This is a genomic window from Tsukamurella conjunctivitidis (assembly GCF_007858475.1).
Classification (GTDB): Bacteria; Actinomycetota; Actinomycetes; order Mycobacteriales; family Mycobacteriaceae; genus Tsukamurella; species Tsukamurella conjunctivitidis.
Genome location: NZ_VIGX01000003.1, coordinates 328,365 through 352,647 on the forward strand (window position 1 = coordinate 328,365; position 24,283 = coordinate 352,647).

Sequence of the window (24,283 nt, forward strand, 5' to 3'; positions counted from 1 at the left end):
GGGTTTCGCCCGCGGCCGATCCCGCCGCGGCGCGCGTCACCGGACGGACAGTTCCTCGATGGCCGCGAGGGTGGCGGCGTGCCCCTTCGAACCGGGCTCGAGGAAGTCGTCGTGCCCCTCGCCCTCGATCATCGTGAGCGTCGCGTCCATGCCGTTCTCCTGCGCCTGCGAGAGGAACCACTCGGAGAGCTGGTACGGCACCTGTTCGTCGAGCCGGCCGTGCAGCGCCCGCACGCGCGTCGAGAAGGGCATCGCCGCGACGGGGCTGGCCTGCGCGAAGGTCCGCTTGATGAGCCGCTGGTTGGCGTTCGGCGCGAGGTCGAAGAGCAGGCGCATCGACTGGTCGCCGTCGCCGCGCTCGATGAGGTCGAGCACGCCACCGCGGGAGATCACACCGAGCAGGTCGGGGCGCTGCGCGGCGGCCCAGACCGCGAGGGTGGCGCCGGCGCTGTGGGCCGCGACGATGTGCCCGGCGCCCTTGGCGAGCTTGGCGGTGCCGTAGTCGATCGCAGCGAGGACATCGTCGCCGAGGATCGGCCACACCACGCCCGGTTCGCCGACGCGGCGGTACTCGATGTTCCACACCGGGTAGCCGCGGTCGTTGAGGTCCTTGGCGACCTTGGACTCCATCGTCATCGAGTACAGGTTCCGCCAGTAACCGCCGTGCACCAGGGTGACCAGCGGCTTGTCGGCGTCCCCCGGGTAGAAGTGCCCGTGCTGCGATTCCTCGCTGCCGTAGAAGATGCGACGCGCCATCGTGTCCGAGCACTCCTTCGTCCCAGCCGCCGGACGGCACCCCGCCGATCCGGTTCGTTCAGTCCGGCGGCGTGCCGGACCATCTGTCTGTCATCACTCCCAGAGCGCCCAGGGCGACGGCTGCGGCGGTCGATGTCCGCAGCACCGTCGGGCCGAGGAGCGCGGGCTGCGCACCCATCCCGACCAGGGCTTCCAGTTCCTCGGGGCTGATTCCGCCCTCCGGCCCCACCACGATAACGACGGTTTCGGTTACTGAGAAGTCAACCTCGCCGAGAGGCACCGCCGAACCCTCGTGCAAGACAACTACATTCGCATCCATACTGGTGAGTAACGGAACGAGTTCCCGCGTCGTCACCAGGTCGTGGACCTCCGGAACATACGCTCGCCGTGCTTGTTTCGCGGCGGAACGAGCCACCGCGCGCCACCGCGCGACGCCCTTCTCGGCCTTCCCCTTGCCCCCGTCCCACCGGGAGACGCACCGGGCAGCCTGCCACGGGACGATCGCATCGATCCCCGCCTCGGTGGCGAGCTCCACCGCCAATTCGGAGCGGTCGGACTTGGGCAGCGCTTGCACCAGCACCACGCGCGGCGAGGCGGGCGGCACCCTCCAGGTCTCGGCGCACCGCACCGTCACGTCCGCCTTGCCCACCGCGATCGCCGTGCAGCGAGCGAACCCGCCGGCACCGTCGGAGAGTACGAGCTCCTCGCCCGTCCGCACCCGCCGGACCGCCGCGGCGTGCCGCCCCTCGTCGCCCGCGAGGAGGTGCTCCTCCCCCGGCGCGGGGAGCGACTCCGCGAGGAAGACGGTGGCCGCCACCTGCGGCTACCGTCCGGCGAAAGTGTCGCGCAGGCGGGAGAAGATGCCGCCGCCCTGGTCCGCGCCGCCGCGCCGCGCCGCCTGCGGGCCCTCGCCCGGGAACAGCGCCTTGAGCTCGCGCAGCTTCTCGGTCTGCTTCTTGTCCAGACGCGACGGGACCGCGACGTCGAAGTGGACGACGAGATTGCCACGCACCTGCGAGTTGACCTGCGGCATGCCGTGGCCGCGCAGCACCTTGGTGTCGCCGGTCTGAGTACCCGGGGCCACCTCCACCGTGAGCTCGCCGTCGATGACGGTGGGCACCACGACCTCGGACCCCAGCGCCGCGTCGAACATCGGGACCCGCGCCGTCACGTGCAGGGTGCTGCCGTCCCGGGTGAGGTACTCGTGCTCGCGCTCGGTGACTTCGACGTAGAGGTCGCCGGCGGGACCGCCGCCGGGACCGACCTCGCCCTGGCCCGCGAGCCGGACGCGCATCCCGTCGCCGACGCCGGCGGGGATCTTCACGGTGAGGTTGCGCCGGGTGCGCACGCGGCCGTCGCCGCTGCACTTGCTGCAGGGGTTCTCGATGATCTCGCCGACGCCCGAGCAGGTGGGGCACGGCCGCGAGGTCATGACCTGGCCGAGGAAGGACCGCTGGACGGACTGCACCTCGCCCGCGCCGTGGCAGGTGGGGCACGTCGACGGCTTGCTGTCGCCCTCGGTGCCGGCGCCGTGGCACTTGTCGCAGAGGATCGCCGTGTCGACGGTCAGCTCCCGGCTCACGCCGTTGGCGCACTCGTCCAGATCGAGCTCCATGCGGATCAGTGCGTCGTTGCCCTCGCGGACCCGGCCGCGCGGGCCGCGGCCCCCGCCGCCCATGCCGCCGCCGAAGAACGCCTCGAAGACGTCGCCGAGGCCGCCGGAGAACCCCCCGCCGAAGCCGCCGGCGCCGAACCCGCCGCCGCCCGGCGAGCTGTCCAGCGGATCACCGCCCATGTCCACGACGCGGCGCTTCTCGGGGTCGCTGAGCACCTCGTAGGCGTCGGAGACGTCGCGGAACTTCTCCTGGGCAGCCTCGTCGGGGTTCACGTCGGGATGCAGCTCGCGGGCGAGCTTGCGGTACGCGCGCTTGATCTCCTGGTCGGAGGCCTTCGAATCGACCCCGAGGATGCGGTAGTAATCACGTGCCACTTCTGCGTAATCCCTCTAACGAAATCGGCGACAGTCAGCGGACCTGCTCGGACCGCGCTCAACCCATGATTCCACCACACCGCCGGTTCGGACCATTCGCGCAGGTCGGGGCGCGGCCGCAGGGGCGTCCGCGGCGCAGTCAGCGCTCGCCGAGCACCTCGCCGACGTAACGTGCGACCGCCGCGACCGACGCGATCGTGCCCGGGTAGTCCATGCGGGTGGGCCCCAGCACGCCGACGCCGCCGAAGATCGCGCCGGGGGCGCCGTAGCCGGTGGAGATCACCGACGCACCGCGCAGGTTCTCGTCCTGCGTCTCCGAGCCGATCGCCACCGAGACGGTGCCGGGCTGCTGCCGCGCGGTGAGCAGCTTGAGCACCACCACCTGCTCCTCCAGCGTCTCGAGCACACTGCGCAGGGACCCGGAGACGGCGTCGAAATCCGCGGCGTTGCGGGTGAGGTTCGCGGTGCCGCCCAGCACCAGTCGGTCGTCTGCGCGCTCGACGAGCGTCTCGACCAGCACCGTGGACACCCTGATGACCGCGTCGCGCAGGTCCCGCGGCGCAAGGGGCGCGAGGTCCGCGACACCCATCGAGGCGTCGGGGATCAGCTTCCCGTGCACCGCCGCGCCGAACAGCTCGCGCAACCGGGAGAGGTCCTCGTCCGACGCGGCGTCGCCCAGTTCCACGAGCCGCTGCTCGACGCGGCCCGAGTCCAGGATGACCACGAGCAGCAATCGCGTGGGAGCCAGGGCGACGACCTCGAGGTGGCGCACGCGCGCGGAGCTGATGACCGGGTACTGGATGACCGCGACCTGCCGGGTGAGCTGCGCCAGGAGCCGCACGGAGCGCTGCAGCACGTCATCGAGGTCGACACCGGTCTCCAAGAACTGCAGAATCGCACGCCGCTCGGCCGCCGACAACGGCTTGATCTGGGCGATCCGGTCCACGAACTGCCGGTAGCCCTTCTCGGTGGGGATGCGGCCGGAACTGGTGTGCTGCTGCGTGATGTACCCCTCGGCCTCGAGGACCGCCATGTCGTTGCGGACCGTCGCGCTGGAGACGCCGAGGTGGTGGCGGTCCACCAGGGCCTTCGAGCCGACGGGCTCATGCGTCTCGACGTAGTCGGCCACGATCGCCCGGAGCACCTCGAAGCGGCGGTCCTCCGTCGTCGACATGGCGCGTCCTTTCGCGAGTGAACTTCGAAGGACCAGTTTACGCGGGCTAGAGTCGAGCCGTGATCTTCAAGGGCGTACTCGACGGGAAGCCGTACCCGGATCACGGCCTCACCGCCCGCGACTGGTCGCAGATCCCGCCGCAGCAGGTGCGGCTGAGCGCGATCATCACCACCACCACCGTGCTGGCGCTGGATCGCCTCCTCTCCGAGGACTCCACCTTCTACGGCGACCTGTTCCCGCACGCCGTCGAGTGGAACGGCGACCTCTACCTCGAGGACGGTCTGCACCGCGCCGTCCGGTCCGCGCTGCGCGGCCGCGAGGTGCTGCACTGCCGGGTGCACGCGCTCCCGCCCGGCACTCCGCGGCGTCCGGCATCCTCGGGTAGGTACGGCAAGCACGCCCGCCAGGACTGAGAGGACTCCCATGTCGCGCACCATCCGCCTGACCGGAACCGGCGTCGCCACCGCGACCCCCGATGTCGTCATCGCCCGGATCGGCGTGGAGTTCCGCGCGGCCGATGTCGCGACGGCCTTCACCGGCGCCGGCGCGGCGGCGCGCGCGGTCGTCGCCGCGGTTCACGAGGCCGGCGTGTCGGAGGGCGACGTCGCCACGTCGAACGTCGGGCTGCAGCCCGTCGAGACGGGCCCGTGGGAGGACCGTCGGCTGGACGGCTACGCCGCGACCGAGTCCCTCACGGTCACCATCCGCACCGTCGCCGACGCCGCCGCGGTGCTCCAGGCGGCCGCGAGCGCCGCGGGCGACGCCGCGCGGATCCAATCCGTCACCTTCACCGTGTCCGACGGCGCCGCACCCGCCGCGGCGGCCCGCGAGGCGGCCTTCGCCCACGCGAAGGCCAAGGCGGAGCAGTTCGCGGGCCTGTCGGGCGACGCTCTCGGCGCCGTGCTGTCGATCACCGACGATTCCTCGCCGAGTCCGCGCGCCGAGGTGCACGTCGCCGCCAAGTCGCTCGCCGCGGCGGCGCCCGCCGGACCGGCGATGGAGGCCGGCGAGCAGGAGGTCGGCGCACAGGTCACCGTCGAATGGGAGTTGGTGTAACCGTCCGCCCGTTGCCGTAACGGGCGATCGGCTGCGGCGGCGGGCCGCCGCTGCCACGCTGGGGCCATGGCGAACTCCACATCCAGCACAGCACGGAAACTGCGCACCACCGGCGTCGCACTCCTCGCGGCGGTCGTGCTGGGCGGGTCGGTGACGGCGTGCGGATCGTCGAGCACCAGCAACGACTCGCCGCGCGAGATCACGGCCGTCGGCACCGGAGACGCCTCCGGCAAACCGGACGTGCTGACGGTCGAGCTCGCCGTCCAGCACCAGGCGGGCGACGTCACCACGGCCCTCAACGACGCCTCGGCGAGCGCGCAGAAGGTGATCGATGCGGCGGGCGCGAACGGCATCGACAGGAAGGACATCGCCACCGCGAACGTGCGGGTCAACCCCCGCTACGGCACCGACCGGCAGATCACCTCCTACGAGGCGACGCAGTCGCTCACCGTGAAGGTCCGCAAGCTCGACACCGCGTCGAAACTGCTGGGCGACCTCGCGACCGCGGGCGGCGACGCCACGCGGATCAGCTCCGTCGGCTTCGACGTCGAGAACGATTCCGCGCTCAAGGCCACCGCCCGCGACAAGGCCTTCGCCGAGGCGAAGAGCCGGGCCGAGCAGTACGCCAAGCTCTCCGGAGGCAGACTCGGCGAGGTCCGGACGGTGACCGAGGGAGCGCCCGCGCGCCCGACCACGGCCCGGCAGTACACGCCCGATTCGGCCCCGGGGGTCGCCGCGTCGCCGGTCCCGATCGAGACCGGCGAACAGTCGCTCACGGTGACGGTGACAGTGGTCTGGGCCCTGTCGTAGCTCAGTCCAGGAGGCGACGCACCACGCCGTCGGCCAACAGCCTGCCGGCATCGGTCAGCACGTACGCGTCACCCAGCCGGCCCAGGTTCCCGACGGCGACCTCGTCCTCGGCCCGGGCGATCTCGTCGGGCCGCAGCACCGAGACCGGGATGCCCGAGCGCATGCGCACACGCAGCATGACGTCCTCGACGTGCCGGTCCTCGGCGGTGAGCACCTCGTGGCCCGCGAGCGGCAGTGCGCCGCCCGCGACGGCCTCGGCGTAGCGCGCCGGGTGCTTGACGTTCCAGACCCGCGTGCCGGCGACGTGACCATGCGCCCCGGGCCCCGCGCCCCACCAGTTCGCTCCCTCCCAGTACAGCTCGTTGTGCCGGCATCGGCCCGCCTCCGAGCGGGACCAGTTCGACACCTCGTACCAGTCGAAGCCGGCGTCCTGCAGGGCCCCGTCGAGCATCTCGTAGCGGTGGGCGAGCACGTCGTCGTCGGTGTCGGGCAGTTCGCCCCTGCGGATCCGCCGGGCCAGCGCGGTGCCGTCCTCGACGATGAGCGCGTACGCGGAGACGTGGTCGACCCCGGCGTCGAGCACGGCGTCGAGCGACGCCCGCAGGTCGTCGTCGGACTCCCCCGGCGTGCCGTAGATCAGGTCCAGGTTGACGTGCTCGAATCCGGCCGCGCGCGCCTCCTTCGCCGCCGCGACCGCGCGTCCCGGCGTGTGGGTGCGATCGAGCACCTTGAGCACGTGCGCGGCGGCCGACTGCATGCCGAGCGAGATCCGCGTGAAGCCCGCCTCCCGCAGACGCGCGAAGAACTCCGGGGAGGTCGACTCGGGGTTGGACTCGGTGGTCACCTCGGCGTCGTCGGCGAACCGGAAGTGTCGACGGGCCGTGTCCAGCAGGGCGGCGAGCCCGTCGCCGCCCAGGAGCGACGGGGTGCCGCCGCCGACGAAGACCGTCGACACCGCGGCGTCGCCGACGACGCCGCGCGCCAGCGCGAGTTCCCCGTCGATCGCGTCCGCCCAGGCCTGCGGTGACGTCGACGCACCGAGCTCGCCCGCCGTGTAGGTGTTGAAGTCGCAGTATCCGCAGCGTGTCGCGCAGAACGGAACGTGCAGGTAGAGCCCGAACGGCGCGTCCGCGCCCTCGAGTGAGGGCAGAACGGGAGCGGCGTCGGTGGCGTGCGGGGCGGTCACCCGTCCAGTCTGGCAGGCACCAGACCGGAGGGCCCTCGGCGCTCACCGGATTTCGCTCATCGGTGAGCGGAACCCGATTCTGAGATCGGGCCCAACCAGTGGCACAATGATCTCGATGGATGAACAGGGTGAGCTGCTGGCATCGCGCCGGCACATCGATTACCTGCGGGTCTGCAGCAGCGGCTGTCGGGCCTGATTCCCGACGCCCTCTGCCGCGTCGAGTCACCTGAGCGCCACCAGCCCGGCGCACCATCCCATGAATCTCCCAGGAGTCTCCATGACGTCGATCGCCGACGCCCCTGTCCCCTCCGCCGCCGAGGCCGCACCGACGCGGCCGGCGCGCACGCGGCCGGTCAAGCGCAAGTCGGAGGGCCAGTGGAAGCTGGGGTACCGCACGCCGCTCAACGCGAACGAGCAGACCAAGCGCGACGACAACCCGCTCAACGTGCGGGCGCGGATCGAGAACATCTACTCGAAGCAGGGCTTCGAGTCGATCGACAAGGCCGATCTGCGCGGCCGGATGCGCTGGTGGGGCCTGTACACGCAGCGCGAGCAGGGCTACGACGGCACGTACACCGGTGACGAGAACATCGACCTGCTCGAGGCGCCCTACTTCATGATGCGGGTGCGGTGCGACGGCGGGAAGCTCGACGCCGCCCAGATGCGTACCCTCGGCGAGTTGTCCACCGAGTTCGGCCGCGACACCGCCGACCTGTCGGACCGCGAGAACGTCCAGTTCCACTGGATCGAGATCGAGAACGTCCCGGAGATCTGGAAGCGGCTCGAGGCCGTCGGCCTCAAGACCACCGAGGCGTGCGGGGACTGCCCCCGCGTGGTGCTCGGCTCGCCGCTGGCGGGCGAGTCCTTCGGCGAGGTCCTCGACCCCACCCCCGCGATCGACGAGATCGTGCGCCGCTACATCGGCGACCCGAAGTACTCGAACCTGCCGCGCAAGTTCAAGACCGCCATCTCGGGCCAGCAGGACGTGGTGCACGAGATCAACGACGTCGCCTTCGTCGGCGTGGAGCACCCCGAGCACGGCCCCGGCCTCGACCTGTGGGTCGGCGGCGGCCTGTCGACGAACCCGATGCTGGCTCAGCGGGTCGGCGCGTGGATCCCGCTCGACGAGGTGCCCGACGTCTGGGAGGGCGTCGTCTCGATCTTCCGCGACTACGGCTACCGCCGGCTCCGGTCGAAGGCGCGGCTGAAGTTCCTCGTCAAGGACTGGGGCATCGAGAAGTTCCGTCAGGTCCTCGAGGACGAGTACCTCGGCCGCAAGCTGATCGACGGTCCCGCCCCCGCGCTGCCGGAGCGCCCCATCGACCACATCGGCGTGCAGAAGCTGCGCAACGGCCTCAACGCCGTCGGCTTCTCCCCCATCGCCGGCCGCGTCTCGGGCACGGTCCTGAGCAAGGTGGCCGACGCGATGGAGCGGATCGGTTCCGACCGTGCCTCTTTCACGCCGTACCAGAAGCTCATCGTTCTCGATGTCCCCGATGACCAGGTCGATTCCCTGATCGACGAGCTGGCGCCGCTGGGCCTGCAGGGCCGGCCGTCGATCTGGCGCCGGAACCTCATCGCGTGCAGCGGCATCGAGTTCTGCAAGCTCTCCTTCGTGGAGACCCGCAAGCGCTCGCAGGTGCTGGTCCCGGATCTGGAGCAACGGCTGAACGACATCAACGCCCGGCTCGACGTGCCCATCACGGTGAACATCAACGGCTGCCCGAACTCGTGCGGCCGCTCCCAGATCGCCGACATCGGCTTCAAGGGCCAGCTCGTGGACGACCACGAGGGGAATCAAGTCGAGGGCTTCCAGGTTCACCTTGGTGGAAGCCTCGGCCTCGACAGCGGGTTCGGTCGCAAGCTGCGCCAGCACAAGGTGCTGTCGACGGAGCTCGGGGACTACATCGAGCGAGTGGTGCGGAACTTCGTGGCACAGCGCGAGACCGGCGAGCGGTTCGCGCAGTGGACGCTCCGGGCCGCGGAAGAGGATCTGCGATGAGCGCACCGTCGAACCCCCTGACCGGACGCGACGCGGACGAGCTCCGCGCCCTCGCGGACCGCGCGGCGAAGGAGCTGGAGGGCGCCGACGCGCTCACCCTGCTGCAGTGGACGCTGGACACCTTCGGCGAGGACTTCGTCGTCGCCTCCAACATGCAGGACGGGGTGCTGGTGCATCTCGCCAAGCAGGTCCAGGACCGCCCGAAGGTGCTGTTCCTCGACACCGGCTACCACTTCCCCGAGACGATCGGCATGCGCGACGCGGTCGAGGCGATCTACGAGGTGGAACTGCTCAACGTGACGCCCGCGCAGAGCGTCGGGGAGCAGGACGCGACCGTCGGCAAGGACCTGTTCGCGACCGACCCGGCGCAATGCTGCAACCTGCGCAAGGTCGTGCCGCTGCGCAAGACCCTGGCGGGCTACCGCGCCTGGGTCACCGGTATCCGCCGCGTCGAGTCGCCCACCCGCGCGAACGCGCCCTTCATCTCCTTCGACGAGGGCTTCGGCCTGCTCAAGGTCAATCCCATCGTCGACTGGACCGACGAGCAGATGCAACGGTTCATCGAGGAGAACGGCATCCTGGTGAACCCGCTGGTCGACGAGGGTTACCCGTCGATCGGCTGCCAGCCCTGCACCAACAAGCCCGCCCCGGGTTCCGATCCTCGTAGCGGCCGCTGGGCCGGCTCGACCAAGACAGAATGCGGACTGCACGCCTCATGACCATCACCGAGCCCACGGAGCCCGTCATCGCCGCCGACCACACCGAATTCAGCACGCTCGACGCGCTGGAGTCCGAGGCCGTCCACATCTTCCGGGAGGTCGCGGGCGAGTTCGAGCGCCCCGTCATCCTGTTCTCGGGCGGCAAGGACTCGACGGTCCTGCTGCACCTCGCGGTGAAGGCCTTCTGGCCCGCGCCGCTCCCCTTCGCGCTGCTGCACGTGGACACCGGCCACAACCTGCCCGAGGTCCTGGACTTCCGCGATCGAATGGTCGAGAAGTACAACCTGCGCCTGCACGTCGCGAAGGTCGAGGACTACCTCGCCGACGGCCGGCTCGAGGAGCGCGCCGACGGCATCCGCAACCCGCTGCAGACGGTGCCGCTGTTGGACGCCATCTCCGAGAACCGGTTCGACGCCGTCTTCGGCGGTGGCCGCCGCGACGAGGAGCGCGCCCGCGCCAAGGAGCGGATCTTCTCGCTGCGCAACGCCTTCGGCCAGTGGGACCCGAAGCGGCAGCGCCCCGAGCTGTGGAACCTCTACAACGGACGGCACGCCCCGGGCGAGCACGTGCGCGTGTTCCCCATCAGCAACTTCACCGAGCTCGACATCTGGCGGTACATCGCCCGCGAGGACATCGAGCTCGCGTCGATCTACTACGCGCACGAGCGCGAGGTCTACTCGCGCGACGGCATGCTGATGACCTCCGGCGTGTGGGGCGGCCCGCGCGAGGGCGAGGAGGTGCGGACCCTGTCGGTGCGGTACCGCACGGTGGGTGACGGCTCCACCACCGGCGCGATCGAATCCACCGCGTCGAACAACGAGCAGATCATGGCCGAGGTCGCCGCGTCGCGCCTCACCGAGCGCGGCGCCACCCGTGGCGACGACCGCGTCTCCGAGGCCGCCATGGAGGACCGCAAGAAGGAGGGCTACTTCTGATGAGCACCGCCCCCGCGCTGCTGCGCCTGGCCACGGCCGGCTCCGTCGACGACGGCAAGTCCACCCTCGTCGGGCGACTGCTGTACGACACGAAGTCGGTCCTCGCCGACCAGATCGACGCCGTGACTCGGGCATCGGTCGACAAGGGCCTCGACACCCCCGACCTGTCGCTGCTGGTGGACGGCCTGCGGGCCGAGCGCGAGCAGGGCATCACCATCGACGTGGCTTACCGCTACTTCGCGACGCCCAACCGGTCGTTCATCCTCGCCGACACCCCGGGGCACGTGCAGTACACCCGCAACACGGTGTCCGGCGCGTCCACCGCCCAGGTCGTGATCCTGCTGACCGACGCGCGCAAGGGCGTCATCGAGCAGACCCGCCGGCACGCCGCCGTGCTGTCGCTGCTGGGTGTCCCGCGCCTGGTGCTCGCGGTCAACAAGATCGACCTGGTCGAGGACCCGGCGTCGGTCTTCCAGGAGATCTCCACCGAGTTCCGCGCGCTCACCGGCTCACTGGGCTGGTCCGAGGAGTCCGTCCACGCGATCCCCGTGTCGGCGCTGCACGGCGACAACGTCGCCTCACGCTCGGAGGGCACGCCGTACTACGACGGCCCGTCGCTGATCGAGCACCTCGAGTCGATCCCCACGGACCCGGACACGAAGCCCATCGGCTTCCGGTTCCCGGTGCAGTACGTGATCCGGCCGCGCACGCCCGAGTACCCCGACTACCGCGGCTACGCCGGGCAGGTGGCCGCGGGCACCGTCGACGTGGGCGACGAGGTGCTGGTTCTCCCCGCCGGCACCCGCAGCCGCGTCGAGCGCATCGACACCCCGGACGGGGAGCTCGCCTCGGCGCACACCGGCCGCTCGGTCACGGTGATCCTCGCCGACGACGTGGACGTCTCGCGCGGTGACGTCATCGTCTCCGCCGCCGACGCCCCCGAGCCGCGCCAGCAGTTCGAGGCGACCGTGTGCTGGCTGGCCGAGAAGCCGCTACGCATCGGGGCCCGCCTGCTGCTCAAGCACGGCACCAAGACCACGCAGGCCATCGTCGGCGGGCTGGACGCGGTGTTCGACGAGCAGAACCTCACCGTCGGCGAGGGCACCACGCTGGAACTGAACCAGATCGGCCGCATCACGGTCCAGACCGCGGAGCCGATCGTCGCCGACGACTACGACAAGAACCGGGAGATGGGCTCGTTCCTGCTCATCGACCCCGCCGGTGGCAACACCCTCGCCGCGGGCCTGGTCGGGGACGCCCTGGCGCACCTGGTCTGAGCAGTTCGACGGTCCGACGGCCGCACCTCGGTTCCCGGAGGTGCGGCCGTCGTCCGCGAGGTGCACTGCGCCCGTCGATCGTGGTAGGTCTCGTACTCGTCGTCCTCCTCCGGCAGGAATCCGACTCCCGCAGCGCCGGGGATTCCCGGAAAGGACAGCCACAATTCCACGTCTCCCCGCGGCGGCCACGTGAAAACGCACGACAGCCGACTCACGTGCATGTCCCGCTCCACCCGCAGGAACGCGGGCGACGTCGAGTGGTCGAGCATCAGAAGTGCTCGACTCCCCACGGTCGGCGGGGGCTGAACAGCATGAGGTCGGCGCGGGCCGCGGCCCCGTCGTTCAGCTCGCGCACCGAACCGACGGCGACCCGACGTGCGACGGGCTCATCGGAGAGCCACAGCCGACCGAGATCGGTGACGTCGAGGGCGAGGTCCGCGGGCTCGTCCGACGGCGTGCAGGTCCCGGCTCCGCCGTCGGTGGAGATCAGGAACCGGCCGTGCGCCGGGCCCGGGCCGGCCCCGTCGAACCCCGGGTCGGTGACGTCGAGGACGAGCCGCCCCGGGGCGGCGTAGGTGCGCGTCGCGAACAGGGCGGGCACGTCGAAGGGCCTGAGCCACAGCATGTCACAGCGGTTGGATACCTGGACGATCCGCGGATCGTCGGGAACGGTGGTCACGATGTCGTCGAGCGCGCGCTGCGGCGCGACGACGGCGGTGACCCAGTCGATGCTCATGGCGAACGCCCACAGCTCGCGTTCGGCGGCCGCGTCCACGCCGAGCAGTTCGACGATGGTCACGGTCGAGTCGGGCCGGGAGTCGGTCCACTTGTTCGCGACGGTGTACGTCAGCACGCCCGCGACGTCCCCGTCGCGACGCAGGACGAGACGCTGCTTGTCGTCACTCTTTCCGAGCAGGCCCGCGGCCTGCCGGCCGTTGATCTCGAGACGTGAGACGCGGCCGGGGATGTTCACGCGCTCGCGAACCCGGTCGGCGGCGGCCAGGTAGTCCTCGCCCGCGACGTACCGCAGCTCGCCCGACCGTCGCGCCGGCAGGTTGCTGCGGTCGACCGATATCCGGAAGTCGACGACCTCGGTGCTCTGGCCGAAGCCGTACCGGCCGTATATGGCGTGCTCCGCGGCGATGAGAGTGGCCGCGGCGGCGCCGTCCGCTCGGGCCGCCGTCAGGCAGTCGCGCATGTGCGTGGCGAGGATGCCGCGACGTCGATGAGTGGGCAGCACCGTCACGGCCGAGACGGCCCGGACCGGCACCCGCGCCCCGCCTACGGCGGTCAGCTCCTGATCGAAGGAGAGGAAGGTCCCGACGGTCCGCTCCCCGTCGACCGCCACCCTATGGTCCAGCGAATCCAGTTGCGCCGATACCGCTTCGAGCCATTGCTCGGCGTCCGGCAGCGCGCTCTGGAAGCCGATGGAGGCGCACTCCTGGAAGCCGAGCAACTGTTCGCGGGTCGTGACGCGCTGGAAGTCGATACCGCTCGAATCGGTCATACCGCCAACGTTACCGGCGCGCACAACTGCATTTCGGCGATCAGCACCCCCAACCGCAGCGGTGCACGCCGAGGATGCTCCCGTCCAGCCCCGCGACCAGATGGGAATCGAGACCGTTGCTGTTGACGCCCACCCACACCTGGCCGCCGTCGTCGCCGCCGACGGTGACCCGGAACGGCACGGTGCGCGGCACCGCCCCGGTCGTCAGCCCCAGCCGCTCGGGCGCCGAGGCGATCAGCGCCGCGAGGCGGCGGGTGTCGAGCTTCGCCACGTCGACGCGGAGGTTCGGGTCCGACGAGACCGATTGGCCGCCGTAGACCTCGCGTTCGTGGAAAGCGCCGCCGAGCGAGTAGGTGTACCAGGCCGAGCCCGTCGGGGACGTGGCCTCGGGGATGCTCGCGACCGCCTTGTCGCGGTAGAAGTGCACCCCCTCGATCACCGTGGTGCCGAACTTCTCGCGGATCGCGCGCACCACCTCGTCGAGGCCGGCGGCGGCGAAGACGGGCCCGCCCACGAGCCGGTCGGTCTCGGACGCGACGACTGCGGCGGGACCGGCGGGCGCGACACCGGCGGGCGCGACACCGGCGGGCGCGGCCTCGTCGGGTATCGCCTCGATGGAGAAGAACGCCACGCCGAGGACGACGACCACCGCTGCGACGGCGACCGCCGCCAGGCCGATCACGATCCGCGCGCGCCGCCGGCTCTCCCGCGGCCGCGCCGTCGGAGCCGCGGGGAGGCGCAGATCGCGCAGCACGTGATCGAGCTCGTGGACCCGCACCGCGGTCCGGGCGGTCTCCAGCCTGTCGAGGTGTTCGTCGGCCGAGAGCTGACCGTCCGCGAAGGCCTCGTCGAGCCGGGCCATGACCCACACCCGATCGACGTCCCGCGCCCGCAGTCCTGCTTCGTCCGGTTCCCGCGGTTCTTCATGCCGCGCCGCCATGTTCACGACGGTACATCGGCGCGACGCCGTGGGACGCTACTTCGGGGCCGCGATCTCCGGGACGTGCGTGGCCCGCACGTACACGGAATCCCCCTCGGACAGGTCCAAGGCGGTGGCGTCGCCGCGCGTGATCTGCGCCTGGAAGCGCTCCCCCGTCGCGGCGTTCCTGAGCTCCACACGGACCTCGAAGCCGAGGTAGACCACGCGCTCGACCTCGGCGCGGAGCACACCCGCCTCCTCGGAGCTGAGCCCGCCGGCGCGCGCCAGCTCCGGCGTGCGCCCCACCCGGATGTCGTGCGGGCGCACCAGCACGCCGTTGAGCTTCGCCACCGAGCCGAGGAAGGACATGACGAACTCGGTCTCGGGTCGGTCGTAGACGTCCGCGGGAGTACCGACCTGCTCGATACGGCCCTTGTTGAGCACGGCGATGCGGTCGGCGATGTCGAGCGCCTCCTGCTGATCGTGCGTCACGATCACGGTGGTCACGTGGACCTCGTCGTGCAGCCGCCGCAGCCAGGACCGCAGCTCGTCGCGGACCTTCGCGTCCAGCGCCCCGAAGGGCTCGTCGAGCAGGAGCACCTGCGGGTCCACCGCCAGGGCGCGGGCGAGCGCCATGCGCTGGCGCTGACCGCCCGACAGCTGCGCCGGGTAGCGGGTCTGGAAACCCGCGAGCCCGACGACCTCGAGCAGGTCGTCGACCTTGGCCTTGACCTCGGCTGCGGGACGCTTGCGGATCTTGAGTCCGAAGGCGACGTTCTCGCGCACGGTCATGTGCTTGAACGCCGCGTAGTGCTGGAAGACGAAGCCGATGTCGCGCTGCTGCGGGGTCGCGTGCGTGACGTCGACGCCGTTGATCTCGACGAGGCCCGAATCGAGCCGGTCGAGCCCGGCGATCGAGCGGAGCAGCGTCGACTTGCCCGAGCCGGACGGCCCGAGCAGTGCGGTCAGCGAGCCGTCCGGGATCTCCAGGGAGACGTCGTCGAGGGCCGCGAAATCGCCGTAGCGCTTGTTGGCTCCCACCACGTTAATCGTCATCGCGGTTCCTCCTGCGGGTCGCTTCGAGCAGGGACATCGCCACCAGCGCGACGAGCGCCAGCAGCATGAGCAGCGTCGCGGCGGCGTACGCCCCGAAAGTGTTGTAGTCGTCGTGGTTGCGTGAGCTCACCAGCAGGGTGAGCGTCTGCGAAATGCCCGGGAAGTTCGACGAGACCATGAGCACGGCGCCGTACTCGCCCAGCGCGCGGGCGATCGTGAGCACCACGCCGTAGGTCAGGCCCCAGCGGATCGCGGGCAGCGTGATCCGCCAGAACGTCTGCCAGGCACTCGCGCCGAGTGTCGCCGCAGCCTGCTCCTGGTCCTGACCGATCTCGTGCAGCACCGGCTCCACTTCGCGCACCACGAAGGGCAGCGTGACGAAGGTCGTCGCCAGCACCATGCCGGGGAGCCCGAAGATGATGCGGAAGCCGAGCGACTCTATGCCGCCGAACCAGCCTCCCACGCCCCACAGCATGATGAGCGCGACGCCCACGACGACCGGCGAGACGGCGAAGGGCAGGTCGACGGCCGCCTGCAGCGCGGCCTTGCCGCGGAACTTCCCGCGGGCGAGGGCGAGTGCCACCAGCACGCCGAAGATCACGTTGAGCGGCACCACGATCGCGACGATGAGCAACGACAGCTGCAGCGCCGAGATCGCGGCCGGGGTGGTGATCCAGGCCCAGAACTCGCCGAAGCCGCGCTCGAACGAGCGGTACAGGATCACGCCGATGGGTAGGACGAGCAGCACCAGCAGGTACAGCAGCGCGACCGATCGGAGGCTGAGGACGGTTCTCCTGGAGAGGTTCATCGGCTCTTCTCCTCGCTGCGCTCGCCGGGCTCGCGGCGGGAGGCGCTCGTGTCGCCGGTCATTCGCTGTTCTCCTCCCGCTTGGCGGTCCTGCCCCCGACGAAGCGCATCACGGCCAGCAGCACGAAGGCGATGGCCAGCAGCGCCACCGAGACGGCGGAGGCGGCGACCTGGTTGTCGACCTCCAGTTGCTGTTGGATGTACTGCGAGGCGACCTGCGTCTGCCCGGGGATGTTGCCGCCGACCAGGACCACCGAGCCGAACTCGCCGATCGCGCGGGTGAAGGCGAGGCCGGCGCCGGACAGAATGGCGGGGAGCAGGGTCGGGATCACGATCTTCGCCGCGATCACCCGATTGGGCGCGCCGAGCGAGGCCGCGGCCTCCTCGACCTCACGGTCGAGCTCGATGAGCACCGGCTGCACCTGTCGCACCACGAAAGGCAGGGTCACGAAGGCCAGCGCGATGACGATGGCCGGCTGCGTCGCGTTGAGCGTCAGGCCGATGGGGCTGTCAGGCCCGTACAGCGAGAGCAGCACGATCGACGCGACGATGGTGGGCAACGCGAAGGGCAGGTCGATGAGCGCGTTGACGATCCCCTTACCGGGGAAGTCGTCGCGCACCAGCACCCAGGCGATGACGGTGCCCATGACCACGTTGATCAGCGTCACGAGCAGCGAGACCCACACCGTGATGACCAGCGTGGAGACGGCGTTCTTCGCGGTGAGGGCGTCCCAGAAGCCCGACCAGCCGTTGTCGAAGGCGCGAGTGGTGATGGCCGCGATCGGCAGCAGCACGATCAGCGAGATCCACAGCCACGCGACGCCGATCCGCAGCGGGTTGACGAGCCGCCGCATCACTTGCCGCCGTTCTTGTACGCCGCGGCGATGGCACCCTTGTCGCCGAACAGTGCCGCGTCGACCGCCGGCCAGCCGGTGAGGTCCTTGCCGTTGTTCTTCGCAGCGGTGCCCTTGCCGAGCACGGCGCCGAGCTCATCGACGGTCCACAGCCGCTGCGGCTGCGCGGGGAACAACGGCGCGGTCTCGGCGGCGATCGCCGGGTCGCCGGCCCGGAAGCCCGACCGCGGGATGGCGCGCTGCGCCTCGGGCGAGAACAGGAAGCCGACGAAGCGCTTCGCGGCGTCGGGCGACTGCGCGGTGTTCACGACCGCCACCGGTAGGTCGATCCGGAAGGACTGCGGCGGGATGAAGTACTCGGGTGTGGGCTTGCCGTCCTTCCGGCTCTGCCGTTGCAGCAGCACGGCCTCGCTCTCGTAGCTGAGCAGCACGTCGCCCTGCCCCGACTCGAAGGCGGAGGTGGCGTCGCGGCCGGAGCCGGGGCTCACCGTCGTGTGGTCGCGGATGAGTTCCTTGACGAAGGCCAGCCCCTTCTCGGGCTCCTTGCCGCCGTTCGACAGCGCCGCGTAGGGCGCGAGCAGGTTCCACTTCGCCGAGCCGGAGCTGGCCGGGTTCGGCGTCACCACTTCCACGCCGGGCTTGAGCAGGTCGGCCCAGTCGTGGATGCCCTTGGGATTACCGGGGCGGACCACGACGGCGACGAGCGAGGTGAACGGCACCGACTTCCGCGGGTACGCCTTCTCCCAGTCCTTGTCGATGAGGCCGGCCTTGACGATGCGGGTCACGTCCGGCGCGACGGACATGTTCACCACGTCGGCCGGGACGTGCCGCGCGACCTTGCGGGACTGGTCGCCCGAGGCGCCGTACGACTGCGAGAAGCCCACGTCCGGGTTGCTCTCGCGGAAGAGCGGGATGGCCACGTCGAAGGCGGGCTTGGGGGCTGCGAAGGCGACCAGGTTCACCCGCTTGTCGCCGCTGGAGATGTCGACGCCGTGCGGGTCGTCGGTGGAGCCGCCCCCGCATGCCGCGAGCAACACGGTCAGGGCGACCGCGATGATGCTCACAGCACGGCCGCGGTGGCTGGGTCGGATCACGTCTCGCCGTTCTCCTCGGGGCTTCGGTCAGGCGAGAATCCTACGAAGCGCGGTCAGCGCAACACGGCCCACGCGATGACGAGGAGCACCAGCAGCGCGATCAACGCGAGCGTCACCTTCGATTTCGGTACCAGCGCCCGCCATCCACGGCCCGTCTCAGACACTCTCGTCATTCCCTTCTCCGGCACGCTGACCTGCGCCGTCCGCACGACCGGACCGCTCGAGGCGAGCGTCCAGCGCGTCGGCGACGCGATCGATGAGGGCGCTGAGGACGCGCACCACCAGCATTGCGATCACTGCGAGTACAACCATCACGAGGCTGACCTGCAGTACGTAGGGCAGACCGGTGAGCCATAGCTCCACCGAGTCCCACCACTGCGCGATCGCATGCACCCGCCCAGCCTAGCGACCGCCGTGCGCGAACCCGTCGCCGTGCCTCATCATGGAGTGCATGTCATCGAAGAACGACAGCCCGACCTCCGATGCGCCCGGCTCCGACGCCCTCATCACCGACACCCCGTCGGTCGGCGATGGCGTCTTCCCGCCCATCCACGATTACGCCTTCCTCTCGGACTGCGAGAACACGTGTCTGATCGCGCGGGACGGCAGCGTGGAATGGATGTGCATCCCCCGGCCGGACTCCCCCAGTGTCTTCGGGGCGATCCTGGACCGCGGCGCCGGCTCGTTCCGGCTCGGGCCGTACGGGGTGAAGGTCCCCGTCGACCGGCGGTACCTGCCCGGCAGCCTCATGCTCGAGACCACGTGGCAGACCTCCACGGGCTGGCTGATCGTGCGCGACGCCCTCGTGATGGGACCGTGGCACGACACGAGCACCCGGTCCCGCACGCACCGCCGGACCCCCACCGATTGGGACGCGGAGCACATCCTGCTCCGCACGGCTCGATGCGTGTCCGGCACCGTCGAACTGCAGCTCAACTGTGAGCCGGCTTTCGACTACAACCGGGCCGGTGCCGAGTGGACGTACTCCGCCGACGGCTACGGCGAGGCCGTCGCGCAGGCCCGGACGGACTTCGGCACGAACCCGGAGCTCAAACTCACGACCAACATGCGGCTGGGGCTGGAAGGCCGCGAGGCCCGCGCGCACACCCGGCTCAAGGAGGGCGACGAGGTCTTCGTCGCCCTGTCGTGGAGCAAGCACCCCGTGCCGCAGACCTACCCCGAGGCCACGCAGAAGATGTGGGCGACCGCGGAGTCCTGGCGGCAGTGGATCAACCGCGGGCAGTTCCCGGACCACCCGTGGCGCACCTACCTGCAGCGCTCGGCACTCACCCTCAAGGGCCTGACGTACTCCCCCACGGGCGCGCTGCTCGCCGCCTCCACCACCTCGCTCCCGGAGACGCCGGGCGGGGTGCGAAACTGGGACTACCGGTACGCCTGGGTGCGCGACTCCACGTTCGCGCTGTGGGGCCTGTACACACTCGGCCTCGACCGGGAGGCCGAGGACTTCTTCTCCTTCATCGCCGACGTCTCCGGCGCGAACAACGGCGAGCGCCATCCGCTGCAGGTCATGTACGGGGTCGGTGGGGAGCGCACACTCATCGAGGAGGAGCTCGGGCACCTGTCGGGGTACGACGGTGCGCGGCCCGTCCGGATCGGGAACGGGGCCTTCGACCAGCGCCAGCACGACATCTGGGGCACGATGCTGGACTCGGTGTACCTGAACACCAAGTCGTCCGAGCGGATCCCCGAGACGCTGTGGCCGGTCCTCAAGGAACAGGTCGAGGAGGCGCTCAAGCACTGGCGCGAGCCCGATCGCGGGATCTGGGAGGTGCGCGGCGAGCCGCAGCACTTCACCAGCTCGAAGGTCATGTGCTGGGTCGCACTGGACCGGGGGGCGAAGCTGGCCGCGATGCACGGCGAGGACGACTACGCCCGTGAGTGGGCGGAGAAGGCCGAGGTGATCAAGGCCGACATCCTGGAGAACGGCGTCGACGAGCGCGGCGTCTTCACCCAGCGTTACGGCTCGCCCGCCCTCGACGCCTCCCTGCTGCTCGTGCCGCTGCTGCGGTTCCTCCCGTCCGACGACCCGCGCGTCCGCGCGACGGTGCTCGCCATCGCGGACGAACTCACCGAGGACGGCCTCGTGCTGCGCTACCGCGTGGAGGAGACCGACGACGGGCTCTCCGGCGAGGAGGGTACGTTCACGATCTGCTCGTTCTGGCTGGTCTCGGCCCTGGTCGAGATCGGCGAGGTGACCCGTGCGCGAGCGCTGTGCGAGCGGCTGCTGGCCTACTCGTCGCCGCTCAAGCTGTACGCGGAGGAGATCGATCCCAAGTCGGGCAAGCACCTCGGCAACTTCCCGCAGGCGTTCACCCACCTGGCACTGATCAATGCGGTGGTGCACGTGATCCGCGCGGAGGAATCGGGGCACGACGCCTCCGCGTTCCTCCCCGCACATCACACGCCCTGAGGCCGTAACGTGCAGTCATGCACGACGACCGGCGACTGACCGAAGAGCGGCTCGACAGGTTCACGCGGGAGTTCCTGAACGGCGCGGTGTACTCGCACTCGGCACCGGTCACGGTGACCGCGTGGGCGGCACCGGGCGAGCCGGTCCCGTTCGCGGAGGCGGTGGCGCAGGACTTCACGCCGATCGAGCCCGGCACGCCGTGGGGCCCGCCGTGGTCCACGCTGTGGCTGCACGTGACGGGGTCCGTTCCGGGGGATTGGTCCCGGCTCGTCGAGCCCGACGGCGCCCTCCACGCCCTGGAACTCCGTGTGGAACTCGGCTTCACCGGCGGCCCCGGGTTCAACGCCGAGGGCCTCGTCTACCGGGCGGACGGCACCGTCGTGAAGGGGATCTCCCCCTTCAACGCCTCCGTCCCACTCGAACCCGGCGAGCCGCTGGACCTGTACATCGAGGCCGCCGCGAACCCCGACCTCGGCGGCGATTTCGTCTCCCCCACCCACCTGGGCGACCGGGAGACTGCGGGCGACGGTCCGCTGTACCGGCTGGGAACCCTCGACCTGGCGCTCCGCGATCTGACGGTGTGGGAGCTGCAGCAGGACGTCTGGACGCTCAACGGCCTCATGCACGAGCTGCCCTTCGACCTGCCGCGGAGGCACGAGGTGCTGCGCGCGCTGGAGCGGATGCTCGACGCGGTGGATCCGCACGACGTCGCCGGCACCGCCGCCGCCGGACGGGAGGCCCTGGCGCCGGCACTCGCCACGCCCGCCGCCGCATCGGCGCACCGGATCACCGCGGTCGGCCACGCGCACATCGATTCCGCGTGGCTGTGGCCCGTGCGCGAGACGGCCCGCAAGTGCGCGCGGACCTTCGCGAACGTCGTGAACCTCATGGACCGCGACCCGTCGTTCCGGTTCGCCTGTTCGTCCGCACAGCAGTTCGCCTGGGTGCGTGACCGCTACCCCGCGCTCTTCGGCCGGATCAAGGACAAAGTGGCGGCCGGGCAGTTCATCCCGGTGGGCGGGATGTGGGTCGAGGCCGACACCAACATGCCCGGCGGCGAGGCGATGGCCCGGCAGTTCGTCGCGGGCAAGCGCTTCTTCCTGCACGAGTTCGGGATCGATACGGCGGAGGCGTGGCTGCCGGACTCCTTCGGCTACTCCGCGGCGATGCCGCAGATCGTGGCCGCCGCGGGATCGCAGTACTTCCTCACGCAGAAGCTGTCGTGGAACCAGACCAACCGGATGCCGCACTCGTCCTTCCTGTGGGAGGGCATCGACGGCACCGCTCTGTTCACGCACTTCCCGCCCGTCGACAAGTACAACTCGGACCTGTCCGGCGCGGATCTCGCGCGGGCGCAGAAGAACTACCGGGAGCAGGGCCACGGCACCCGGTCGCTCGTCCCGTTCGGCTGGGGCGACGGTGGCGGCGGCCCCACCCGCGAGATGCTCGCGGCCGCCGCGCGTACGTCCTCGCTGGACGGCTCCCCGACCGTCGAGATCGGCTCACCCCGGGAATTCTTCGACGCCGCCTCCGCGGAGCTGCGTCATCCCGCGCGGTGGGTGGGAGAGCTGTATCTGGAGTTCCACCGTGGCACCTACACATCACAGGCGAACACCAAGCAGGGCAACCGCCGCAGCGAGCACCTTCTGCGCGAGGCGGAGTTGTGGGCCGCGACGGCTGCCGTGCGAGCCGGTTCCGCCTATCCGGCGGAGGAACTCGAGGAGATCTGGCATCTGGTGCTGCTCCAGCAGTTCCACGACATCCTTCCCGGCAGCTCCATCGCGTGGGTGCACAGGGACGCGGAGCGGAACTACGCGGCGGTCGCCCGGCGACTGGAGTCGATCATCGGCACCGCGCTCGAAGCGCTGGTGGCCGGGAGCGCCACGGTCGCGCGAACCGCGGACGCAGCGATCGCCGGCGGTCAGCGGTCGCTCGCGGACTCCGGCGACCGACGGCTGGTGTTCAACGCCGCGCCGCACGCCCGGGACGGTGTGCCGCCGCTGGGCGCCGCCGTGATCGAGCCCGCCCCGGCGGTCTCCCCGGTCGTCGAGGACAGCGGATTCCGACTCGACAACGGCATCGTCTCCGTTCTCGTCGACGCGCGGGGTCTCCTCGTCTCGCTGATCGACGCCGCCTCCGGGCGGGAGGCGCTCGCGGGACCCGGCAACCTGCTCCAATTGCACCGCGACATCCCGAATCACTGGGAGGCGTGGGACATCGACTCGTTCTACCGCCGCGACGTGACCGATCTGGTCGACGCGGATTCCGTGTCCGTGGAGGGCGACGCCGTGGTGGTCCGTCGCAGCTTCGGCGATTCGGCGATCACACAACGGATCGGCCTACTCGCCGGCTCCCCCGCCGTCGACATCGTCACCGAGATCGATTGGCACGAGAGGCAGAAGCTGCTCAAGCTGGCCTTCCCGTTCGACGTGCATGCCGACCGCAGCGCCGCGGAGACCCAGTTCGGCCATGTCTTCCGGCCGACGCACGCGAACACGTCCTGGGACGCCGCGAAGTTCGAGATCTGCGCGCATCGCTGGGTCCACGTCGGCGAGCCCGACTACGGCGTCGCCGTCGCCAACGACTCCACGTACGGCCACGACATCGCGCGCCGCTCGAGTGATTCCGGCACCGTCGTGCGATTGTCACTTCTCCGTGCGCCGCGCTACCCCGACCCGGAGACCGATCAGGGATTCCATCGCCTCGCCGTCTCGGTGCGACCGGGAGCGACGATCAGCGACGCGGTCGAGGAGGGGTATCGCCGGAACCTCGCGCCGCGCACGGCGATGGGACCCGCTGGGTCCGTCGCTCCCCTGGTGAGCGTGGACCACCCCGGCGTGATCGTCGAAGCGGTCAAGCTCGCGGAGGACGGCAGCGGCGACGTCGTCGTGCGCCTCTACGAGTCCCGCGGCACCCGCGCGAGTACGACGGTGCACGGCGATTTCGAGCACCGCTCCGTGGTCCGCACCGACCTGTTGGAACGCCCCGTCGCCGAACCCGAGCCGGTCGGTGAGACGCGACTCACGCTGCGCCCCTTCCAGATCGTCACCCTGCGCTTCCGTCGTTGACGTGGCCAGCATCACCCCGAGATGATCTCGATTCATCCGAGCTCGAGTGATAGTTTGAAAGATCATTCCTATCAATCGAGATTCTTCGAGCTCAGGAGGTCGAGATGCTCACCGTGCTGGCATTGATCACGTTCATCGTCTTTCTCATCTGGCTGACGAACGACCGGAACGGCCTGGACTTCCGCGCCCGCGACATCCACCGCGCCGCGGCGGACCGGGACGCCCGCACCGACCACCGCGGCGTCATCGTTTCCTGACCTGCGCGGTCACACCCCCGCGTCGTCGGCGCCACGCGACACGATGTGACCGCCGAGGTCCAGCACGTCCCGCAGGAAGTGTCGGACGTGCTCGACCTCATCGGGACCGCAGTCGATCAGCACCTTGATCTCGGTGTCGCGCTTGCGCGGATCCGAAGTCAGCGCGACCGCCACCACGCCCGCGCCGGTGGCGGATCCGACGAAGACGTCGATCCCGTCGCCGTCTCCACCGATGGTTGCGGCGAGATAGCCGTAGTCGAGCGGATAGACCACTTCGGGATATCGAGGGTGCGCCGAACCACGCGGGCGGTCGATCACCACCTCGGATCCGCGCACGATCTCGTCGAGGGCGAGGAAGTACCGATCGGAGGCAGTGTCCCGCATG

At 70.4% G+C, this 24,283-nt stretch carries 23 protein-coding genes; 10 read left to right on the top strand and 13 right to left on the bottom strand.

The features are described 5' to 3' along the window. Positions 1-36 precede the first annotated feature (36 nt). The 4 genes from FK530_RS08650 to hrcA all read right to left on the bottom strand — a co-directional run bounded on the left by FK530_RS08650 (position 37) and on the right by hrcA (position 3,920). Positions 37-756: an alpha/beta hydrolase family protein gene (locus tag FK530_RS08650; RefSeq protein WP_146486606.1), complete on the bottom strand. Its 720-nt coding sequence runs from the start codon at positions 754-756 to the stop codon at positions 37-39. A gap of 58 nt (positions 757-814) precedes the next feature. Further along, positions 815-1,573 carry a 16S rRNA (uracil(1498)-N(3))-methyltransferase gene (locus tag FK530_RS08655; RefSeq protein ID WP_146486607.1) on the bottom strand — a complete coding sequence of 253 codons (759 nt, stop codon included), beginning with the start codon at positions 1,571-1,573 and terminating at the stop codon, positions 815-817. Positions 1,574-1,579: 6 nt separating this feature from the next. Continuing rightward, positions 1,580-2,746, bottom strand: a complete 1,167-nt coding sequence (gene dnaJ, locus FK530_RS08660) for a molecular chaperone DnaJ (protein WP_146486608.1) — start codon at positions 2,744-2,746, stop codon at positions 1,580-1,582. 139 nt (positions 2,747-2,885) lie between these two features. Further along, a complete protein-coding gene (gene hrcA, locus FK530_RS08665) occupies positions 2,886-3,920 on the bottom strand; it encodes a heat-inducible transcriptional repressor HrcA (protein WP_146486609.1) in 1,035 nt (344 codons plus the stop codon). A gap of 59 nt (positions 3,921-3,979) precedes the next feature. Here hrcA and FK530_RS08670 point away from each other — a divergent pair, with 59 nt between their 5' ends. From FK530_RS08670 to FK530_RS08680, 3 genes are all read left to right on the top strand, one after another. Then, positions 3,980-4,333: a type II toxin-antitoxin system VapB family antitoxin gene (locus tag FK530_RS08670; RefSeq protein WP_146486610.1), complete on the top strand. Its 354-nt coding sequence runs from the start codon at positions 3,980-3,982 to the stop codon at positions 4,331-4,333. Between the two features lie 10 nt (positions 4,334-4,343). Further along, the gene (locus FK530_RS08675; protein ID WP_146486611.1) at positions 4,344-4,976 is read left to right on the top strand and encodes an SIMPL domain-containing protein; all 633 of its coding nucleotides are present in this window, start codon (positions 4,344-4,346) and stop codon (positions 4,974-4,976) included. A 66-nt stretch (positions 4,977-5,042) separates the two neighbouring features. Next, complete coding sequence (locus tag FK530_RS08680) at positions 5,043-5,786, top strand: SIMPL domain-containing protein (protein WP_146486612.1); 744 nt, start codon at positions 5,043-5,045, stop codon at positions 5,784-5,786. 1 nt (position 5,787) lies between these two features. Here FK530_RS08680 and hemW read toward each other — a convergent pair whose 3' ends face one another. Then, positions 5,788-6,936: a radical SAM family heme chaperone HemW gene (hemW, locus tag FK530_RS08685; RefSeq protein WP_223120195.1), complete on the bottom strand. Its 1,149-nt coding sequence runs from the start codon at positions 6,934-6,936 to the stop codon at positions 5,788-5,790. Positions 6,937-7,249: 313 nt separating this feature from the next. Between hemW and FK530_RS08690 the strand changes: the two genes are divergently transcribed. The 4 genes from FK530_RS08690 to FK530_RS08705 are packed head-to-tail and all read left to right on the top strand — an operon-like array spanning position 7,250 to position 11,905. Beyond that, positions 7,250-8,974, top strand: coding sequence for a nitrite/sulfite reductase (locus FK530_RS08690; RefSeq protein WP_146486614.1), 1,725 nt, complete (start codon positions 7,250-7,252; stop codon positions 8,972-8,974). Beyond that, positions 8,971-9,693 carry a phosphoadenylyl-sulfate reductase gene (locus FK530_RS08695; protein ID WP_146486615.1) on the top strand — a complete coding sequence of 241 codons (723 nt, stop codon included), beginning with the start codon at positions 8,971-8,973 and terminating at the stop codon, positions 9,691-9,693. Before FK530_RS08690 ends, FK530_RS08695 begins: the two co-directional genes overlap by 4 nt. Beyond that, positions 9,690-10,628, top strand: coding sequence for a sulfate adenylyltransferase subunit CysD (gene cysD, locus FK530_RS08700; RefSeq protein WP_146486616.1), 939 nt, complete (start codon positions 9,690-9,692; stop codon positions 10,626-10,628). The genes FK530_RS08695 and cysD overlap by 4 nt, the downstream gene beginning before the upstream one ends. Further along, positions 10,628-11,905 carry a sulfate adenylyltransferase subunit 1 gene (locus FK530_RS08705; RefSeq protein ID WP_146486617.1) on the top strand — a complete coding sequence of 426 codons (1,278 nt, stop codon included), beginning with the start codon at positions 10,628-10,630 and terminating at the stop codon, positions 11,903-11,905. Before cysD ends, FK530_RS08705 begins: the two co-directional genes overlap by 1 nt. 268 nt (positions 11,906-12,173) lie before the next feature. Here FK530_RS08705 and FK530_RS08710 read toward each other — a convergent pair whose 3' ends face one another. The 7 genes from FK530_RS08710 to FK530_RS08740 all read right to left on the bottom strand — a co-directional run bounded on the left by FK530_RS08710 (position 12,174) and on the right by FK530_RS08740 (position 18,535). Further along, the gene (locus FK530_RS08710) at positions 12,174-13,412 is read right to left on the bottom strand and encodes a GNAT family N-acetyltransferase (protein WP_146486618.1); all 1,239 of its coding nucleotides are present in this window, start codon (positions 13,410-13,412) and stop codon (positions 12,174-12,176) included. A 40-nt stretch (positions 13,413-13,452) separates the two neighbouring features. Then, positions 13,453-14,352: a DUF1707 SHOCT-like domain-containing protein gene (locus tag FK530_RS08715; RefSeq protein ID WP_146486619.1), complete on the bottom strand. Its 900-nt coding sequence runs from the start codon at positions 14,350-14,352 to the stop codon at positions 13,453-13,455. 36 nt (positions 14,353-14,388) lie between these two features. Beyond that, positions 14,389-15,387 carry a sulfate/molybdate ABC transporter ATP-binding protein gene (locus FK530_RS08720; protein ID WP_146486620.1) on the bottom strand — a complete coding sequence of 333 codons (999 nt, stop codon included), beginning with the start codon at positions 15,385-15,387 and terminating at the stop codon, positions 14,389-14,391. Then, positions 15,377-16,195, bottom strand: a complete 819-nt coding sequence (gene cysW / locus FK530_RS08725) for a sulfate ABC transporter permease subunit CysW (protein ID WP_146486621.1) — start codon at positions 16,193-16,195, stop codon at positions 15,377-15,379. The genes FK530_RS08720 and cysW overlap by 11 nt, the downstream gene beginning before the upstream one ends. A gap of 58 nt (positions 16,196-16,253) precedes the next feature. Next, on the bottom strand, positions 16,254-17,048 hold the full coding sequence (gene cysT, locus FK530_RS08730; RefSeq protein ID WP_146486622.1) for a sulfate ABC transporter permease subunit CysT: 795 nt from the start codon (positions 17,046-17,048) through the stop codon (positions 16,254-16,256). Beyond that, on the bottom strand, positions 17,048-18,142 hold the full coding sequence (locus FK530_RS08735) for a sulfate ABC transporter substrate-binding protein (RefSeq protein ID WP_146486623.1): 1,095 nt from the start codon (positions 18,140-18,142) through the stop codon (positions 17,048-17,050). Before FK530_RS08735 ends, cysT begins: the two co-directional genes overlap by 1 nt. Before the next feature lie 156 nt (positions 18,143-18,298). Beyond that, positions 18,299-18,535, bottom strand: a complete 237-nt coding sequence (locus FK530_RS08740) for a hypothetical protein (RefSeq protein WP_146486624.1) — start codon at positions 18,533-18,535, stop codon at positions 18,299-18,301. Positions 18,536-18,593: 58 nt separating this feature from the next. On the opposite strand from FK530_RS08740, the gene FK530_RS08745 reads away from it, so the two are divergent. From FK530_RS08745 to FK530_RS25810, 3 genes are all read left to right on the top strand, one after another. Further along, the gene (locus FK530_RS08745) at positions 18,594-20,573 is read left to right on the top strand and encodes a glycoside hydrolase family 15 protein (RefSeq protein WP_146486625.1); all 1,980 of its coding nucleotides are present in this window, start codon (positions 18,594-18,596) and stop codon (positions 20,571-20,573) included. A gap of 17 nt (positions 20,574-20,590) precedes the next feature. Next, positions 20,591-23,641 (top strand): alpha-mannosidase, encoded by a 3,051-nt coding sequence (locus FK530_RS08750; protein WP_146486626.1) that lies wholly within the window; start codon positions 20,591-20,593, stop codon positions 23,639-23,641. Between the two features lie 104 nt (positions 23,642-23,745). Further along, entirely contained in the window at positions 23,746-23,898 is a 153-nt protein-coding gene (locus tag FK530_RS25810) for a hypothetical protein (protein WP_158645058.1), read from the top strand. 9 nt (positions 23,899-23,907) lie between these two features. On the opposite strand, the gene FK530_RS08755 is transcribed toward FK530_RS25810, so the two are convergent. Further along, positions 23,908-24,282: an inorganic diphosphatase gene (locus tag FK530_RS08755; RefSeq protein ID WP_146486627.1), complete on the bottom strand. Its 375-nt coding sequence runs from the start codon at positions 24,280-24,282 to the stop codon at positions 23,908-23,910. Position 24,283: the final 1 nt, after the last annotated feature.

Bases quoted from the DNA above. Each gene is read 5' to 3' on its own strand.
- FK530_RS08650 (WP_146486606.1), bottom strand. From the start codon at position 756: ATGGCGCGTCGCATCTTCTACGGCAGCGAGGAATCGCAGCACGGGCAC.
- hrcA (WP_146486609.1), bottom strand. From the start codon at position 3,920: ATGTCGACGACGGAGGACCGCCGCTTCGAGGTGCTCCGGGCGATCGTG.
- FK530_RS08675 (WP_146486611.1), top strand. From the start codon at position 4,344: ATGTCGCGCACCATCCGCCTGACCGGAACCGGCGTCGCCACCGCGACC.
- FK530_RS08680 (WP_146486612.1), top strand. From the start codon at position 5,043: ATGGCGAACTCCACATCCAGCACAGCACGGAAACTGCGCACCACCGGC.
- FK530_RS08690 (WP_146486614.1), top strand. From the start codon at position 7,250: ATGACGTCGATCGCCGACGCCCCTGTCCCCTCCGCCGCCGAGGCCGCA.
- FK530_RS08695 (WP_146486615.1), top strand. From the start codon at position 8,971: ATGAGCGCACCGTCGAACCCCCTGACCGGACGCGACGCGGACGAGCTC.
- cysD (WP_146486616.1), top strand. From the start codon at position 9,690: ATGACCATCACCGAGCCCACGGAGCCCGTCATCGCCGCCGACCACACC.
- FK530_RS08705 (WP_146486617.1), top strand. From the start codon at position 10,628: ATGAGCACCGCCCCCGCGCTGCTGCGCCTGGCCACGGCCGGCTCCGTC.
- FK530_RS08710 (WP_146486618.1), bottom strand. From the start codon at position 13,412: ATGACCGATTCGAGCGGTATCGACTTCCAGCGCGTCACGACCCGCGAA.
- FK530_RS08715 (WP_146486619.1), bottom strand. From the start codon at position 14,352: ATGGCGGCGCGGCATGAAGAACCGCGGGAACCGGACGAAGCAGGACTG.
- FK530_RS08720 (WP_146486620.1), bottom strand. From the start codon at position 15,387: ATGACGATTAACGTGGTGGGAGCCAACAAGCGCTACGGCGATTTCGCG.
- cysW (WP_146486621.1), bottom strand. From the start codon at position 16,195: ATGAACCTCTCCAGGAGAACCGTCCTCAGCCTCCGATCGGTCGCGCTG.
- cysT (WP_146486622.1), bottom strand. From the start codon at position 17,048: ATGCGGCGGCTCGTCAACCCGCTGCGGATCGGCGTCGCGTGGCTGTGG.
- FK530_RS08745 (WP_146486625.1), top strand. From the start codon at position 18,594: ATGTCATCGAAGAACGACAGCCCGACCTCCGATGCGCCCGGCTCCGAC.
- FK530_RS08750 (WP_146486626.1), top strand. From the start codon at position 20,591: ATGCACGACGACCGGCGACTGACCGAAGAGCGGCTCGACAGGTTCACG.
- FK530_RS25810 (WP_158645058.1), top strand. From the start codon at position 23,746: ATGCTCACCGTGCTGGCATTGATCACGTTCATCGTCTTTCTCATCTGG.
- FK530_RS08755 (WP_146486627.1), bottom strand. From the start codon at position 24,282: ATGCGGGACACTGCCTCCGATCGGTACTTCCTCGCCCTCGACGAGATC.